At 67.5% G+C, this 15160-nt stretch carries 16 protein-coding genes; 5 read left to right on the top strand and 11 right to left on the bottom strand.

Going from position 1 to position 15160, the window contains the following annotated elements; translation table 11 throughout:
• Nucleotides 1–36: 36 nt before the first annotated feature.
• The 6 genes from GD627_RS03055 to GD627_RS03030 all read right to left on the bottom strand — a co-directional run bounded on the left by GD627_RS03055 (nt 37) and on the right by GD627_RS03030 (nt 5360).
• Nucleotides 37–1260: a mechanosensitive ion channel family protein gene (locus GD627_RS03055; RefSeq protein ID WP_152271301.1), complete on the bottom strand. Its 1224-nt coding sequence runs from the start codon at nt 1258–1260 to the stop codon at nt 37–39.
• Between the two features lie 71 nt (nt 1261–1331).
• Entirely contained in the window at nt 1332–2375 is a 1044-nt protein-coding gene (locus tag GD627_RS03050; protein WP_152271300.1) for an iron-siderophore ABC transporter substrate-binding protein, read from the bottom strand.
• 115 nt (nt 2376–2490) lie between these two features.
• Nucleotides 2491–3765, bottom strand: a complete 1275-nt coding sequence (locus GD627_RS03045) for an NAD(P)/FAD-dependent oxidoreductase (RefSeq protein WP_210250446.1) — start codon at nt 3763–3765, stop codon at nt 2491–2493.
• Entirely contained in the window at nt 3729–4073 is a 345-nt protein-coding gene (locus tag GD627_RS03040; protein WP_146360556.1) for a bifunctional 3-phenylpropionate/cinnamic acid dioxygenase ferredoxin subunit, read from the bottom strand. Before GD627_RS03040 ends, GD627_RS03045 begins: the two co-directional genes overlap by 37 nt.
• A gap of 53 nt (nt 4074–4126) precedes the next feature.
• On the bottom strand, nt 4127–4621 hold the full coding sequence (locus GD627_RS03035; RefSeq protein ID WP_194265945.1) for a MarR family winged helix-turn-helix transcriptional regulator: 495 nt from the start codon (nt 4619–4621) through the stop codon (nt 4127–4129).
• Between the two features lie 109 nt (nt 4622–4730).
• Nucleotides 4731–5360: a TIGR03085 family metal-binding protein gene (locus GD627_RS03030; RefSeq protein WP_194265944.1), complete on the bottom strand. Its 630-nt coding sequence runs from the start codon at nt 5358–5360 to the stop codon at nt 4731–4733.
• 208 nt (nt 5361–5568) lie between these two features.
• Here GD627_RS03030 and GD627_RS03025 point away from each other — a divergent pair, with 208 nt between their 5' ends.
• Nucleotides 5569–7539 (top strand): acyl-CoA dehydrogenase family protein, encoded by a 1971-nt coding sequence (locus tag GD627_RS03025; RefSeq protein WP_152271297.1) that lies wholly within the window; start codon nt 5569–5571, stop codon nt 7537–7539.
• 3 nt (nt 7540–7542) lie between these two features.
• Here GD627_RS03025 and GD627_RS03020 read toward each other — a convergent pair whose 3' ends face one another.
• A complete protein-coding gene (locus GD627_RS03020; protein WP_152271296.1) occupies nt 7543–8154 on the bottom strand; it encodes a TetR/AcrR family transcriptional regulator in 612 nt (203 codons plus the stop codon).
• A 121-nt stretch (nt 8155–8275) separates the two neighbouring features.
• Here GD627_RS03020 and GD627_RS03015 point away from each other — a divergent pair, with 121 nt between their 5' ends.
• The 3 genes from GD627_RS03015 to GD627_RS03005 are packed head-to-tail and all read left to right on the top strand — an operon-like array spanning nt 8276 to nt 11461.
• Nucleotides 8276–9070 carry an SDR family oxidoreductase gene (locus GD627_RS03015; protein ID WP_152271295.1) on the top strand — a complete coding sequence of 265 codons (795 nt, stop codon included), beginning with the start codon at nt 8276–8278 and terminating at the stop codon, nt 9068–9070.
• Between the two features lie 31 nt (nt 9071–9101).
• Nucleotides 9102–10358: an acyl-CoA dehydrogenase family protein gene (locus GD627_RS03010; RefSeq protein ID WP_194265943.1), complete on the top strand. Its 1257-nt coding sequence runs from the start codon at nt 9102–9104 to the stop codon at nt 10356–10358.
• A 5-nt stretch (nt 10359–10363) separates the two neighbouring features.
• Nucleotides 10364–11461, top strand: coding sequence for a phosphotransferase family protein (locus tag GD627_RS03005; protein WP_152271293.1), 1098 nt, complete (start codon nt 10364–10366; stop codon nt 11459–11461).
• A 14-nt stretch (nt 11462–11475) separates the two neighbouring features.
• Here the strand turns inward: GD627_RS03005 and GD627_RS03000 are convergent, their stop codons facing one another.
• Nucleotides 11476–12513: an NAD(P)-dependent alcohol dehydrogenase gene (locus GD627_RS03000; RefSeq protein ID WP_152271292.1), complete on the bottom strand. Its 1038-nt coding sequence runs from the start codon at nt 12511–12513 to the stop codon at nt 11476–11478.
• A gap of 124 nt (nt 12514–12637) precedes the next feature.
• Here GD627_RS03000 and GD627_RS02995 point away from each other — a divergent pair, with 124 nt between their 5' ends.
• The gene (locus GD627_RS02995) at nt 12638–13072 is read left to right on the top strand and encodes a hypothetical protein (RefSeq protein ID WP_152271291.1); all 435 of its coding nucleotides are present in this window, start codon (nt 12638–12640) and stop codon (nt 13070–13072) included.
• On the opposite strand, the gene GD627_RS02990 is transcribed toward GD627_RS02995, so the two are convergent.
• Genes GD627_RS02990 through GD627_RS02985 form a run of 3 tightly spaced genes read right to left on the bottom strand, consistent with a single transcriptional unit; the run spans nt 13066 to nt 15016 of the window.
• The gene (locus GD627_RS02990; RefSeq protein WP_152271290.1) at nt 13066–13479 is read right to left on the bottom strand and encodes a DUF5956 family protein; all 414 of its coding nucleotides are present in this window, start codon (nt 13477–13479) and stop codon (nt 13066–13068) included. The genes GD627_RS02995 and GD627_RS02990 overlap by 7 nt on opposite strands.
• Before the next feature lie 32 nt (nt 13480–13511).
• On the bottom strand, nt 13512–13613 hold the full coding sequence (locus GD627_RS17015; protein WP_194265942.1) for an MFS transporter small subunit: 102 nt from the start codon (nt 13611–13613) through the stop codon (nt 13512–13514).
• Nucleotides 13610–15016 (bottom strand): OFA family MFS transporter, encoded by a 1407-nt coding sequence (locus GD627_RS02985; protein WP_146360535.1) that lies wholly within the window; start codon nt 15014–15016, stop codon nt 13610–13612. Before GD627_RS02985 ends, GD627_RS17015 begins: the two co-directional genes overlap by 4 nt.
• Between the last annotated feature and the right edge of the window lie 144 nt (nt 15017–15160).

The following is a 15160-nucleotide window of genomic DNA, read 5'->3' as shown; positions in this document are numbered from 1 at the left end:
AACACTTCCGTGCCGCCTTTGCCGGAGAACGGCGGGTCAGTGCCGCCCGGTGCCGTCGGCGTTTTCCTCGCGTTCACCAATGACGCCCTCGCCGGGGCCGGAGAAATTCGCCCGCCGTTCCACGGCTTCAAAGGTGCCGGTGAACAACTGGGAGTCGCTGGTGTCCCCGTGACGGGGCCGCGGCGCCGGGTGCGGTGCGGCGTGCGCATCGCGGACGGGCGGCCGGACTTCCTCCCAGCGCTGGCGCGGCAGCGCTTCCGGGTGCCGTTCCTGCAGCCGGGTCACCATGGTTTCGCGGATGAGGCAGCGCAGATCGAAGAGTGTTCCGCTGTCCGCTGCGCTCACGAGAATGCGGATCCGGACCACTCCCTTCACCGCGTCCGTCACTTGCAGGACGCTGGTCCGCCGGTCCCACAGATCGGTGTCGGCGAGGGTCTGCTTCAGCAGGGTGCGCAGCTCCCCCACCGGCACGCGCCAGTCCAGGTCCAGTTCCACCGTGCCCAGGATGTCCGACCGCCGCCGGGTCCAGTTCTGGAACGGAGTGGTGGTGAAGTAGGTGGACGGCAGAATCAGCCGCCGGTCATCCCAGATGTGCAGCACCACATAAGTCATGGTGATTTCCTCGATGGTGCCCCATTCGCCTTCCACCACAACGACGTCGTCCACCCGGATCGCGTCGGTGAAGGCCAGCTGCATGCCGGCAAAGACGTTGGTCAGGGTGCCCTGCACGGCGAGGCCGGCAACAATGGACAGGACACCTGCGGAAGCGAGGATACCGGCGCCCAGTGCACGGACCTCGGGTATGGTCAGCAGCACGCAGGCCACGGCCAGGCTGATCACCACGGCAATGCCGACCCGCCGCCCCAGGATGACCTGGGTCTTGAGCCGCCGGAGCCTGCGGTTGTCCCGGGTATCCGTGCTGTACTTCGTGAGAAGCAGTGCCTCAATGACGAGCAGCAGCACCGCGGCCAGCCAGGCCACGGCTCCGATCAGGCCCAGCACCAACACGTAGTCCACCGGCTTCAACCAGACGGCGCCGTGGGCGGTGGCGCCCAGGGCGATCCGCGCCCCGATCAGCGAGAGCCCCAGCCGCAGCGGATTCCGGGCCTTCACGGTGATTTCCCGGATGCCGGGCGTCTTCCTGAAGGCCCGGTGGACCACCTCCCGCAGGACCCGGGCCAGGATCAGCGCCACACCCACCGCCGCCAGGACGGCAAAGAGCGGCGTGAAACTACTGGTCAGGGAAAGCAGGTCATCCATGGTTGAAATGATTGCAAACCGACGGGGCGTAGTGTCCAATCGGCCGACCCGCAACCCGGAGGAGCCGGATCCTACTTTGCGTTGTCGGCAGCCGTGGCGGCGTCGGCGATCAGCGGCACCACATTGTCCAGGGCGTAGGGAATGCTCAGGGCGTTGATGGCTGAGATGGAGACGGTGCGCGTCGGATCGGCGTCGGCCACGAAACTGCCGTTCTTCACGGCGGGAATCTGGCCCAGCAGCGGATCGGAGGCAAGGCTGTCCGCAACCTCTTGGCTGGCCACCCAGCTGAGGAAGATGTCCGAATCCAGCTGGTCGAGGTTTTCATTCGACCACGTGATGTAGAACTCCTCGCCCTTGATGTTCTCCTCCACCACCGGGGCCATGGTGAGGCCCAGGGCCTGGAGGAACCTGGGGCGGCTGTCCAGATCGGTGTAGATCGAGGTATCCCCGCCCGGAACGAGGTTGGCGTAGATGAAGGACTTGCCTTCCAGCTGCGGGTATTCAGCGGCCTTGTCCGCAATGGCGTGCTCGGTGTCGGCGATCAGCTGTTCGGCCTCGGCGCTCCTGCCCAGGGCTTTGCCGATCATGCTCGTGGTCTCCTGCCAGGGGGTGCCGTACGCCGTCTCGGGGTAGGCGACCACGGGGGCGATCCTGCTCAGCTTGTCGTAATCCTCCTGGGACAGGCCGGAGTATGCGGCAATGATGACGTCGGGATCGGTGGCGGCGACGTCGTCAAAGGCAATGCCGTCGGCTTCGGAATACTGCACCGGTGCGTTTTCCGTGCCGATGGACGCGTCCAGGCCATCCAGCGCTTCGTCAATCCAGGGGGTGGTGCCGTGGTCATTGCCGCCGAACTCGATCAGCGGCATGCCCACCGGAACCACGTCCAGCGCCAGCGCCGTTTCGGCGTTGGCCCAGGCCACGGCGGCAACCCGCTCGGGAGCCTCTTCGATGGTGGTCTCGCCGAAGGCGTGTTCAATGGTGACGGGGAACTGGTCTTCCGCGGCGGTGCCGGAGGCCTGGTTTTCACCCGTTGCGCCGGTGGAGCAGGCGGAGAGGGACAGGACGGCGACGGCGGCCGCCGCGGCAGCGCGGCGCATCCGGGACAGGGCCATAGTGGGCTCCTTGGATATAAATAACGAACGAAACGGACCCCCCAGAAGCTAGGTTAACCCACGACCCGGCCAATTACGCAACATTAACCTTGCCTAATCGGTCCGGACCGGTCCTTCAGGCCTTTCCGCGGGCCAGCCGGCGCAGGTCAACGGCGGGATCGGCCAGCTGCGCCGGGTCGAGGAGACGACCGGTTTCAATCAGCTTCCGCCCCGCACGCACGGCCGTTCCGCCGTCGACGGCGGCCACGCCCGCCAGCGTCCCGTCCGGACCGAGCCGGAAGGCGGTGAACCCGGGACCGGGTCCGCCCCGGAGGACGCTCTGTCCCGGGGCCGCCATACTGCCGGCCACCTCCAGGTGCACGCCGTAGCGGTCGGACCAGAACCAGTCCACCGCCCCGGCCGGAGGATCGATGCCGAGCATCCCGGCGGCGGCCGCCTCGCCCGTCCGGCGGGCGGCATCCCAATGTTCGAAGCGGCGCCCCGGCCTGCCGTCGGGATTCCGGTGCCTGGAGGAATCACCGGCGGCGAAAATGCGCGGATGGGAGGTCTGCCCTGATCCGTCCACCAGCACGCCGCCGTCCACGGCGAGTCCTGCCGCTTCGGCAAGTGCCGTCTCGGGTTCGCTGCCCGCCGCAACCAGCACGGCCGTGGCCCGCAGCCTGCCGCCGTCCGCCAGCTCCACAGTCACACCCGCCCCGTCCGGGGTGATCGCCGCAGCGGTGCCGCGCACGCAGGTTGTCCCGTGCGCGGCGTGGAGCCCCTGCAGGTAGTGGGCCATTTCCGGGCCTACGGCCTGCGCGGACGGCAGCTCGGCGGGATCCACCAGCGTGACGGCCGCGCCCAGGGCACGTGCCGTTCCAGCCACTTCGGCGCCGATCAACCCTGCGCCCAGGATCACCAGGTGCGCACCGGGTGCCAGCTGTTCCCGCAGCAGTTCGGCGTCGCCGGCGCTGCGCAGCGTAAAGACGCGGGGCAGGTCCATTCCGGGCAGCGGCAGCCGGCGGGCACGGGCGCCGGTCGCGAGCAGGACGACGTCGGCGGCAAGTTCCCTGCCCGAGCCGAGGGTAAGGACGGGTGGGCCCATCCCGTTGCCGGGCTCAAGGGTGTCCACGGTGTCGGCGATAACCGAGGTGCCGTTGTCCTCGTACCACCGGGCGGGGGCGAGCTGCAGGGCGGGACGGTCCAGGGTGCCGGCAAGGAACGCCTTACTCAGCGGAGGCCGGTCGTAGGGCAGGCCTGCAGCATCCACAAGGTGCAGGGTTCCGGTATAACCCTGCCGGCGGAGTTCGCGGACGGCACTGAACCCGGAGATTCCGCCGCCCGCCACGGCGATTGACGCGGGGGCAGCACCCATCAGGCGTCGAGCGGACTCACGTTGGGGTACAGCCAAACGGCTCCGTCGCGCACCTCGACCCGGTGGGCCTTCGTATTGGTGAGGGCCGGCAGGCACAGGGCAGCACCGGTACGCAGGCAGAACCGTGCGGAATGGACGGGGCACTCCACTTCGTCGCCCTCGATCCATCCGTCGGCCAGGGAGGCATCCTCATGGGTGCAGGTGTCATTCAGTGCATAAAAGCGTCCGTTGTCGCTGTGGAACACGGCAATATCATCCGCGGTACCAGCCGCTTCGGCGTCCACCGTGAGGGCTTCGCCCTCCTCTATCTCGTCGACACCGGCAACGCGGATACCCTCGCTCATGCCCTTCCTTCCTCCGGCCCGTGGCCAGGTACGAATTACTCCTGGTCAACACGTTACCCCGGCGGGTCGGCCGGCGCCGCCAGCCGGGATCCGTCAGCCATACCGGTTCCAGAGGGCATTCCGGGGGACGGCGGCCTGCCGTGTTCGAGTCCGCGGATGAGTGTCATCAGCTCAAGGCGCAGCTCCGGACCGATTCCGGCCGTGGACTGGTCCTGCTCGAGGTTCTCGGCATCAGCGAGCAGCTTCTGCCCGCGCTCGGAGATCGCCATCCATCGTCCGGACCGCCCCACTGTGCCGGCCGGCACCTCCTCCACAAGGCCCTGCCCCGCCATGCTCGCCAAGGCCGTGCCCAGGGTCTGCGCGGTGACGCGCAGGCGTCTCGCCAGTTCCGCACGCCGCATGGGTCCGTCTGCCAGAAGCACCCTCAGCACCGTCACGCGCTCCTGGGTCAACCCCACGGCCCGCAGTGAGTTATCTACTTCCCGTCTTACCAGTCGTGCAGCCGTTGAGAGCAGCCGCACGGGTTCCCAGTCCCCCTCGTTCTGCATCTTCCTGCTTCCCTGATACGTCATTGGTAGGCGGTTCTGCTCCGCTGAAACAATCAGTGTGCTTACTATTTCAGCCGCATAGAGGGGGTGCTTGTCAAGCCGGGCAATATTAGCGGGCTGCCCACTGCCTGAACATCCGGACCGCCTCGCCCCCGCCTTCGATGCTCACATTGGCCGCCGCACGCCGGCCCATGGAGTGCAGGGCAAGGTCCACCACGTCTCCGGAAACCAGCACCGAGGACGCACCGTTCTTCACGCGGCGCCGGCCGGAACCGGGCAGCGCCAGTTCCACTCCCACGGGGCTGGTGCGGTATCCCATCCGCGCCATCAGGCCCAGCTGCTTCCACAGGGCCTGCTGCTGTCCGGCGGGGAGTTCCCGGGGTGCAGCCATGCCGTCCCCGCGGCGGATGTCCTCATGATGGATGACGTATTCCACCAGGTTTGCCGCATCCAGCCGGTAGGGCGAGAACCGGCCGGGCCCGGCGGCGAACCGGTCCACCAGGGCCGCATACCCCTCCGGCGTGCCCGCGGCGGCAGCCTCGGCACCCAGGTGCACTTCCTGCCCTGGTTTCGGCCGGCGCACAGCATCGGCCGCAATCTTCCAGGGCGCGTGTTCACGGAGCACCAGGTGGGCCAGCAGCCGGCGCACATCCCAGCCTTCACACAGCGTCGGTGCCAGCGGATCCGCCTCCCGCAGCGTCCGGACCAGTTCAGCGCGTTCCGTCTCCACCCATGCCATGTTGTTCTCCCTCAGGTTGTGCCGCTGCCGTTTCCCGCCCGTTCCAGGCGGTTCCCTCCGACATTGCAGCCTGCCGCCAACATTAGCCACCGAACCCCCTTTACCCCTACCTACTGACGCGTAGCATGGTCCCCACAGTGAGCCGGGGCTGCTGCGCCGATGCCGGCACCGGCACCGGGCAGCCCGGCCGTGACGGAGGAGAAATCCCATGAGCACCACTGACATTTCGGACGCCAGCCGGAACAGAAGCGCCCGCAGAATCAAGGAACGCGTGGTCACTGAGCAGGACGCACGCAACGCCACCGAAGCCGCCCGAGACACCGCGGAATCCCGTCCGAGTTTCGCCAAGGGCATCTACTTGGGCAACTACAACCTGGACCTGGTGGGCTCCCTGCCTCCGGCGGATCCTGACGAAGATGCCCGTGCCCGGCTGTTCCTGGAGGTACTGACGGATTACTGCCGGACCATCGACGGCCGGGGAATCGAACGCACCGGCGTGATTCCGGATGAGAACCTGCGCGGGCTCGCGGACCTGGGTGTCTTCGGCATCAAGATTCCCCGGCAGTACGGCGGCCTCGGGCTGTCCCTGCTGAGCTACGGCCGCGCCCTGATGATCCTGGGCTCCGTCCACCCCAGCCTCGGCGCACTGGTCTCCGCCCACCAGTCCATCGGCGTCCCGGAGCCGGTGAAGGTCTTCGGCAACGACGCACAGAAAGAGGAGTACCTGCCGCGCTGCGCCGCCGGGGCGGTGACCGCCTTCCTGCTCACCGAGCCCGACGTCGGATCCGACCCGGCACGGCTGCGCACCACGGCCATTCCCTCCGAGGACGGCAGCGAATATGTGATTGACGGCGTGAAACTCTGGACCACCAACGGAGTGATTGCCGAACTCGTGGTGGTGATGGCCGCCGTGCCGCCGCACGGCGACTCCAAGGGCGGCATCAGCGCGTTTGTGGTGGAAATGGATTCCCCCGGCATCTCGGTGGAGAACCGGAACAACTTCATGGGCCTGCGCGGCATAGAGAACGGTGTCACCCGGTTCACCAGCGTCCGCGTGCCCGCAGCCAACCGGCTGGGCCGGGAGGGCCAGGGCCTGAAGATCGCCCTCACCACACTGAACACCGGCCGCCTGTCCATCCCGGCCATGTGCGCGGCGGCCGGCAAATGGTCGCTGAAGATCGCCCGCGGCTGGGCGGGCGCCCGCGAACAGTGGGGCCGGCCGATCGGCAGGCATGAGGCAGTGGCGAAGAAGCTCGCCTACATCGGGGCCACGAGCTTCGCGCTCGAGGCGGTCTTCGAGCTCTCGGCCCAACTGGCCGACGCCGGCACCAAGGACATCCGCATCGAGGCCGCCCTGGCCAAGCTCTGGGCCAGCGAGATGGCCTACAACGTTGCCGACGAACTGGTGCAGGTGCGCGGCGGACGGGGCTTCGAAACGGCGGATTCCCTCGCGGCCCGCGGCGAACGCGCCGTCCCGGCCGAGCAGCAGCTGCGGGACCTGCGCATCAACCGGGTCTTCGAGGGATCCACCGAGATCATGCACCTGTTCATTGCCCGCGAGGCAGTGGACGCACATTTGTCTGCGGCCGGAGACCTGGCGGTTGCGGACGCCCCGGCGGGGGCCAAAGCCCGTGCCGCACTGAAGGCCAGCGGTTTTTACGGCAAATGGCTGCCCACGCTCGCCGCCGGCAAGGGAAACATGCCTACGTCCTATGCCGAGTTCGGCGTCCTCGCCCGGCATCTGCGCTACGCCGAGCGGGCCTCCCGCCGGCTGGCCCGCTCCACCTTTCTCGGGATGGCCCGCTGGCAGGCAGGGCTGGAACACCACCAGGTCTTCCTGGGCCGGATTGTGGACATCGGTGCGGAGATCTTCGCGATCTCGGCCTCATGCCTGCGGGCAGCGAACATCCGGCGGGAGGATCCCGCGGAGGGTGCCGGGGCGTTTGAGCTCGCGGACGCCTTCAGCCGGGAGTCCCGGGTCCGAATCGAGTCGCTGTTCGAGGGCCTGTGGCGTAACTCGGATGACTCCGACCGGAAGCTTTCCAAGGGCATCCTGGACGGACGCTACACCTGGCAGGAAAACGGGGTGCTGGATGCGTCCGAGGGGACCGGACCGTGGATTTCCGAAACCGCTCCCGGGTCTGTTCCGAAGGAGAACCTGCACCGCCGGTACCGGTAGCGGTTAAGGCGCACCCACCGCGCCCCGGCAGATCTGCACGTAGCGGACCGCCAGCTCCTCGGGGCTGAGCGGTCCACCGGTGCGGTACCACTGGGCTACGCCGGTGCACATGGTGGTCACCGCCCGGCTCGCGTCCTTGGGATGGGCGGTGCCGAAGCGGCCCAGCCGCGCCCCTTCGGCCACGACGTCGTCGAGCAGTTTCTGCTGCCGGTCGCGGGCGGCAATGTGTCCGGCCCGGGCGGGAGCATCCAGGCTCCGGATCTCGCTGGCCGCAATGAAGGCGTGCTCCCACCGGTAGGCGTGGACCAGGACGAGGCATTCGACCAGCAGGGCGAACCGATCCTCGACGTCGTCGCCGGCCTCGGCCAGGGCTGCGGTGCTTCGCGCATGGAGATCGGCCATCGCGGATTCCGCTATCCCCACCAGCAGCGCCTGTTTGGAGGGGTAGTGGTGATAGAGGCCGGGCACCGACAGACCCGCGCGGCCGGCCACGGTCCGGATGGCCGTGCCGTGGTATCCGTGCTCCACAAAGCAGTCCATCGCGGCACGCAGCAGCGGCGGGAGGGCGGGAACGGAGAAGTCCCGCCAGTCGAACTGCGTACGGGATGCGGTCATGGACGTCCCCTCAACGGTCGAATACCCGGATGTGATCCTTGACACTTTCCGGGACCTGCACCAGACTAACCGTACCGAGCGGTCGCTCGGTAGCCCCTGCAAGTGGAAGTTGGCGGAGCACATGACGGAACAGACGCCCCGGCAGTTTGCCGGCAGACCGCGGCTTGACGGTAAAACCGCCGTCGTTACCGGCGCCAGCCGCGGCATCGGACTGGCCATTGCCCGCCGCCTGGCCGCCGAAGGGGCGAAGGTCTGCATCACGGCCCGCAACATCGGTCCGCTGAAGGAAGCCGCCGCCGAGTTCCCGGAAGGCTCCGTGCTGTTCCTGGCCGGCAAATCGGATGATCCGGACCACCGCGCCGAGGTGCTGGACACGGTGGCTGAAACCTGGGGCCGCTTGGACATCCTCGTGAACAATGCCGGCATCAACCCCGTCTACGGTCCGCTGAGCGATCTGGATCCGGAGGCCGCCCGCCGGATCCTGGACGTCAATGTGCTCGGCACGCTCGCCTGGGTTTCCGCCGTCTGCGCCCATGAGGCACTGGATTTCCGGGGGCGCGGCGGCTCGGTGCTGAACCTCTCGTCGGTCTCGGCCCAGACTCCGGCCCACGGCATCGGCTTCTACGGCATCAGCAAGGCAGCGGTTGAACAGCTCACCCGGACCCTCGCCGTTGAACTTGCTCCCTCCGTCCGCGTGAACGCGCTGGCGCCCGCCGTCGTCAAGACGCAGTTTGCCCGCGCCCTGTACGAGGGCCGCGAGGAGAAGGTGAGCTCCGCCTACCCGCTGAAGCGGCTCGGTACTCCGGAGGATATTGCCGGGGCAGCAGCCTTCCTTGCCTCCGACGACGCCGCCTGGGTCACCGGGCAGATCCTCAACCTCGACGGCGGCCTGCTCGTGGCCGGCGGCGCGGCCTGACCGTCTCCACCGCCTCCCCTAAGGACTGCCCATGAGCACCGCACTCCCACCGGACATCGAAGACCTGCGCCTGCGCACCCGTGAATTCATCCGGGGTACGGTGATGCCCGCGGAACCGCGGCCGGGCGCCGTCGTTCCCGAGGAGCTGCTGGCGGAGCTGCGCTCCGCCGCCAAGGCGGCCGGAGTCTACGCTCCGCACGCGCCGAAGGAATACGGCGGGCAGGGCGTGCCCCTGCAGTACTGGTCCCCCATCTTCCAGGAGGCTGGATACTCGCTGATCGGCCCCTCGGCGCTGAACTGCATGGCGCCGGACGAGGGGAACATGCATATGCTGCACCTGATCGGCAGCGAAGAGCAGAAACGCCGCTACCTGGTTCCGCTGGTTGCCGGGGAGGCGCGTTCCTGCTTCGGCATGACCGAACCGCATCCCGGTGCCGGCTCCGATCCGGCCGCACTGGCCTCGCGTGCGGAGAAGGTGGACGGCGGCTGGCGGATCAACGGGCATAAACGCTTCACCAGCGGAGCCAACAACGCGGCGTTCTGCATCGCCATGGTGCGCACCGACGCCGTGGACGGCGCGCCCGCCGGAGCCACCATGCTGCTGGTGGACATGGATACCCCCGGCGTGCGGATCGGCGAGCAGCTGCACACCATGGACCGCGCCATCGGCGGCGGACATCCGCACGTGCACTTCGAGGACGTATTTGTGCCCGACGACGCCGTGCTGGGCACACCGGGCGAAGGGTTCCGCTACGCGCAGGTGCGGCTGGGCCCGGCCCGGCTGACCCACTGCATGCGCTGGCTGGGCCTGGCGCGGCGGTCCCTGGACATTGCCCTGGACCGCACCAACCGGCGGGAGATCTTCGGTTCCGTAATGAACGAGCTCGGCCTGGCGCAGGAAATGATTGCCCAGTCCGTGATCGACATTGAAACCTCGGACGCCATCATCACCAAAACCGCGGCCCTGCTGGAAACCGACGCGAAGGCCGGCTCGGCCCTGTCCTCGGTAGCCAAAACCCACACCTCCGAAGCCGTGTACCGGGTGATCGACCGCAGCCTGCAGCTGTGCGGCGGCGACGGCGTGACCGACCGGCTGCCGCTGGCCGCCTACCTCAACGAGGTCCGCGCCTTCCGCATCTATGACGGTTCCAACGAGACGCACAAATGGGCCATTGCCCGCCGCGCCTCCGCCCGGCGCCGCCGCGAGGCGGAGCACGGCGCTCCGGACCTTGCCGACGTTTCCGCTCCGATCGATGCCGCCGCCTTCCCAGCCGACGCGAAAGCCTGAACCCCATGCACACCAGCCCTGACGGCACCGAAGTTGTAGCCACCCGGTCCGATGCCGAAGCACTGGCCTCTCCCCCGCTGCTGATCCTGGACGAGGTCACGGCGTTTTTCGACAAGCACGGACTCGGCTCAGGGCCGCTGTCCTGGACCTCCATCGGGGACGGGCAGTCCAACATCACCTACCGGATCCGGCGCGGGGCCGAGGACTTTGTGCTGCGCCGCGGCCCGCGCCCGCCGCTGCCGCGCTCCACGCATGACATGGTCCGCGAGGCACGGATCCAGCAGCTGCTGCGCGGACAGGGGGTGCCGGTGCCGGAAATCCTGGCCATCTGCGAGGACGAGTCCGTGCTGGGAGTGCCGTTCTACGTGATGGCTTACCTGGACGGCCTGGTCATCACCAACACCATTCCGCCCAACCTGTCCTCCATGGAGGAGCGCAGGGCCACCAGTGCCGCCGTCGTGGACGCCCTGGTGCGCATCCATTCCGTGGACGTGAGCAGCGGGGACCTCGCCTCCTTCGGCAGACCGGAGGGCTACCTGCAGCGCCAGGTGGCCCGGTTCTCCGGACTGTGGGACGTCAACACCACGCGCAGCCTGCCCGAGGTGGCCCGGATCGGCAGCTGGCTCGCGGACAACGTGCCCGAGAGCTCTGCCGCGGCGGTGCTGCACGGTGATTACCGGCCGGGAAACCTGATGTTCGCCCCCCAGTCCCCCGCGCGTGTCATTGCCGTCCTGGACTGGGAAATGTCCGCCGTCGGCGATCCTCTGGCGGACCTGGGCTATCTCACCGCCACCTATTCGGAACCCGGCAGTGCCTCCACGCCCCTGGAGCTAACCGGCGTGACCCGGCACCCCGGGTATTACACCCGGGCCGACGTCATCGAGGCGTACCGGCAGCGGATGGACCTGAACCTGGATGCGCTGCCCTGGTACCAGGCGCTGGCGCTGTGGAAGGCGTCCATCTTCTGCGAGGCCATCTACACCCGCTGGCTCAAGGGTGAACGGCCCCATGACCTGGTCTTCGGCCCGTCGTTGGAGGCCGGGGTGCCACAGCTGCTGCGTGCCGCCGCCGGGTTCGCCGGGCTGGCTCCGGCACCCTTGTAGGGCCTTCCCCGGGGTTACGGCACAACGACGGCGCGGCCGATCAGCTGGTTGTTTTTCAGCTTCTCGTAGGCCGCCGGCGCATCATCCAAGGTGAAGGTCTCGGTATGGACATTGATACCCTCGCTGCGGGCGAGGTCCAGCACCTCGAACAATTCCGACCGGGATCCCCAGTACGGCGCCCGGATGGACGCTTCCCAAGCCGTGGTTGCAGCCATGCCCACCGGCAAGGTGCCGGATCCGACGCCCACCAGGACCTGGTCTCCCTGCGCCGCCACCATTGCCTGGCCCAGGTCCAGGGTGGCCTGGTTGGTGACGAAATCGAAGACCGCGTCCACGCCCCGGCCGCCGGTCAAATCCCGGACCATATCCACCGCTCCGGGCTCGGAGGGGAAGGTATAGTGCGCTCCGACGTCGGTGGCCAGGTTCAGCTTGGCTTCGTCAATGTCCAGCGCCACCACGGTGGCCGCCGTCATGGCCCGCAGGATCTGCACCGCCACGTGGCCGAGGCCGCCCACACCGATCACTACCGCCGTGGCACCGGAAGGCAGTTTCTCCAGGGAACCCTTGATCGCGTGGTACGGGGTGAGGCCGGCGTCCGTCAGGGATACGTTCTGCACCGGATCCAGGTCCCCCAGGGGGATCAGATGCCGCGGGCTGTCCACAATCAGGTATTCCGCCATGGCGCCGGGGGCACCCAGGCCCGGCGGGGCGATGCCGAGCTTCGCGGCGTTCCGGCAGTAGTTTTCCTTGCCGCTGGCGCACTCGTAACACATGCCGCAGCCCCAGGGTCCGTAGACCGCCATGGAGGTACCGAGTTCGATGTTCTGCACCCCGTCGCCGATCCGGTCCACCACGCCGGCACCTTCGTGCCCCAAGGTCAGGGGAAGGCCGTAAATGTATTCACTCTGCGGCAGGCTCATGATGTATTCATCCGAGTGGCAGACGCCGGCGGCGGTGACCTTGAGCCGGACCTGTCCGGGGCCGGGTTCCGGGGTATCGATTTCCACCACTTCGGGCGGCTGGCCGATTGCGCGGTATTGAAGGGCCTTCATGGCATGCTCCTGCTCTCCGCACCGGCGGGGGATCCACGGCACGGGTGGACGGACATTGCCCCCTAAGCGTTGCACCCGCCACCTAAGTTCCACAGCCCTCCGGGCGGCGGGTAGCGTGTGGGCCATGAAGAATCTTCCGCTTTCGCTTGCCCTTGCTGCTTCCTCGGGGCTGTTCACCCTGCAGCGTCCGGCGGACTGGTCTCCGCGGACACGCCGTAGCTTTGTGCTGGTCCCGGGAGCAGCCCTCGGCATCCTCGGCGCCCTGGCCGTCCGGGCCGGTGCCCAAAGAGGGAGGGAAACGGCAGGCAGCGGGACCGGCCCGCGGATGAGGCTCGCCGGTCCGGCTGTTGTCGCTGCCATGGTGGGCGCAACCGCCAGCGGAGTCCTGGCACTCACACTGGTGCTGGACGAACGTGTCGAAGCCTGGCTGGTCCGGCGCGGGGTGGCCCGGCCGCGGCGGGTGATGGCCGCGGCGTCGGCGCTCAGTTCCCTGCTTCTGGACCAGGCCATGGACGCGAAGGATTCTCGGGGGCGCAGGGATTCGGCAGCCGGTCAGTAAAGCCGGCGGACCGCTTCCGCAATGACCGGATAGGCGCCCGTAACGTATGCCGGGCCGTCGAGGCGGGGCAGGCCCCCGAGCTCGTCAATAGCGTCGTTCAGCCGCCGCCACAGGGATTCATCCGAGGTAATCCCTGCGGGCCGGGCCAGAAACCAGACGTATCCGCGCGGGGCCGGCGGAATGCCGGCCAGTGCCAGATAGTCATTGGCCATTTCATACAGCCATTCCTCGTCCTCGCCGGAGAGGATCTCGCGGGAGGGCAGGATGTCATTCAGGGTGCCGGGGCGGCGGCGGGTATGCTCGGGCCCCGCCGCCCACCCCGTCATCAGGAACCAGCCGGAGAAGGGCAGGTGGGTGTAGCTGTCGTCTTCCTTCGTGAGGACAGGAAAATCACTCCAGCTCACCATCACCCGTCCCTCCCCGTGTTCCGTAGCCGGGCCTAGCCGAAGAGCGCCGAAGCCTTGCTCAGGGTCTGGAAGATCCCGTAGGCCAGTGGAACTCCCACCAGCGCCCAACCCACCGTCAACTGTGCCTTGCTCATGCGCGTTCTCCATTCAGGGTAGCGGCCGGCTCGGGGGCAGCCGGTGCGGACTGCGGCTCGTGGTAGCGGGATGCCACCGGAGTCACCAGCAGGTTGGCGATGAAGCCCACCACCAGCAGGCCCACCATGGTCAACAGTGCGGGCTGGTAGGCCGCGGCGGTGAGTTCACCGGGGGTTCCCTTGGAATCCAGGAACGAGTTGACGATCAGCGGACCGGCGATGCCGGCGGCCGACCATGCGGTGAGCAGGCGGCCGTGGATCGCGCCAACCTGGTAGGTGCCGAAGAGGTCCCGCAGGTAGGCCGGAGCCGTAGCGAATCCGCCTCCGTAGAAGGAGATGATGATGAACGCCAAAGCCACGTACAGGAACGTGGACCCGCCGCCGAACAGGGACAGCAGGATGTACAGGGCGGCACCGAGGCCGAGGTAGATCATGTAGATGCGCTTGCGGCCCACCAGGTCCGACGTTGCAGACCAGACGAAACGCCCGCCCATGTTGCCGATGGAGAGCAGTCCCACGAACCCGCCGGCGACGGCGGCTGTGACCAGGGAGGCGCCGTCGGGCTGGCGGAAGAAGTCCTGAATCATGGGGGCGGCCTGCTCGAGGATGCCGATTCCCGCGGTGACATTGCAGAAGAGCACAATCCAGACCAGCCAGAACTGCTTGGTCTTGATGGCGTTGGCCGCCGAAACATGGTTGGTGGAGACCATGGCCTTGGCCTTGACCTTGGTGGGGTCAAACCCTTCGGGCTTCCAATCGGCCGCCGGTACCCGGATGCTCCATGCGCCGTAAAGCATGTACACCAGGTACACCAGTGCCAGGGTGAGGAACAGTTTGCCCACGGCGTCGCCGCTGGCTACCCAGCCTTCGGTTCCGGAGTCCGGATCGAAGAAGCCCAGAAGGGCTGAGGACAGCGGGCTGGCGACCAGCGCGCCGCCGCCGAAGCCCATGATGGCCATTCCGGTTGCGAGTCCGGGACGGTCCGGGAACCACTTCATCAGGGTGGAGACCGGGGAAATGTAGCCGATGCCCAGGCCGATGCCGCCGATGACGCCGTAGCCCAGGTACAGCAGCCAAAGCTGTCCGGTAAAGATGCCCAGGGCACCGATGAGGAAACCGCCCGCCCAGAAAACGGCGGAGACAAACATGGCCTTGCGGGGGCCGTTGCGGTCCACCCAGGTGCCCATGACTGCTGCGGAGAGCCCGAGCATCACAATGGCAATCGAGAAAATCACGCCGATCTGCGTGAGGCTTGCATCGAAGTACTCCACCAGAGCCGTCTTGTAAACGCTCGTGGCGTACACCTGCCCGATGCACAAATGCACCGCCAGGGCTGCAGGCGGGATCAGCCACCTATTGAATCCAGGCGGCGCGATGGTTCGGTCGCGGTCCAGCCAGCTCATACAAACTCCCTTATCTCACGTATTTCTGTCAGCTAATAACGATGCCCCATGTGCGCCGTGTTCCCCCTGCCGACACGCATTCGCGCGAATACCGGCGCAAACCTACTCGCCGGTAACTAATTTCCAAAAACTATTGCTTTGTTA

Source organism: Arthrobacter yangruifuii, from assembly GCF_009192775.1.
Taxonomy (GTDB): domain Bacteria; phylum Actinomycetota; class Actinomycetes; order Actinomycetales; family Micrococcaceae; genus Arthrobacter_B; species Arthrobacter_B yangruifuii.
This window is presented reverse-complemented; position numbering and strand designations above follow the sequence as displayed.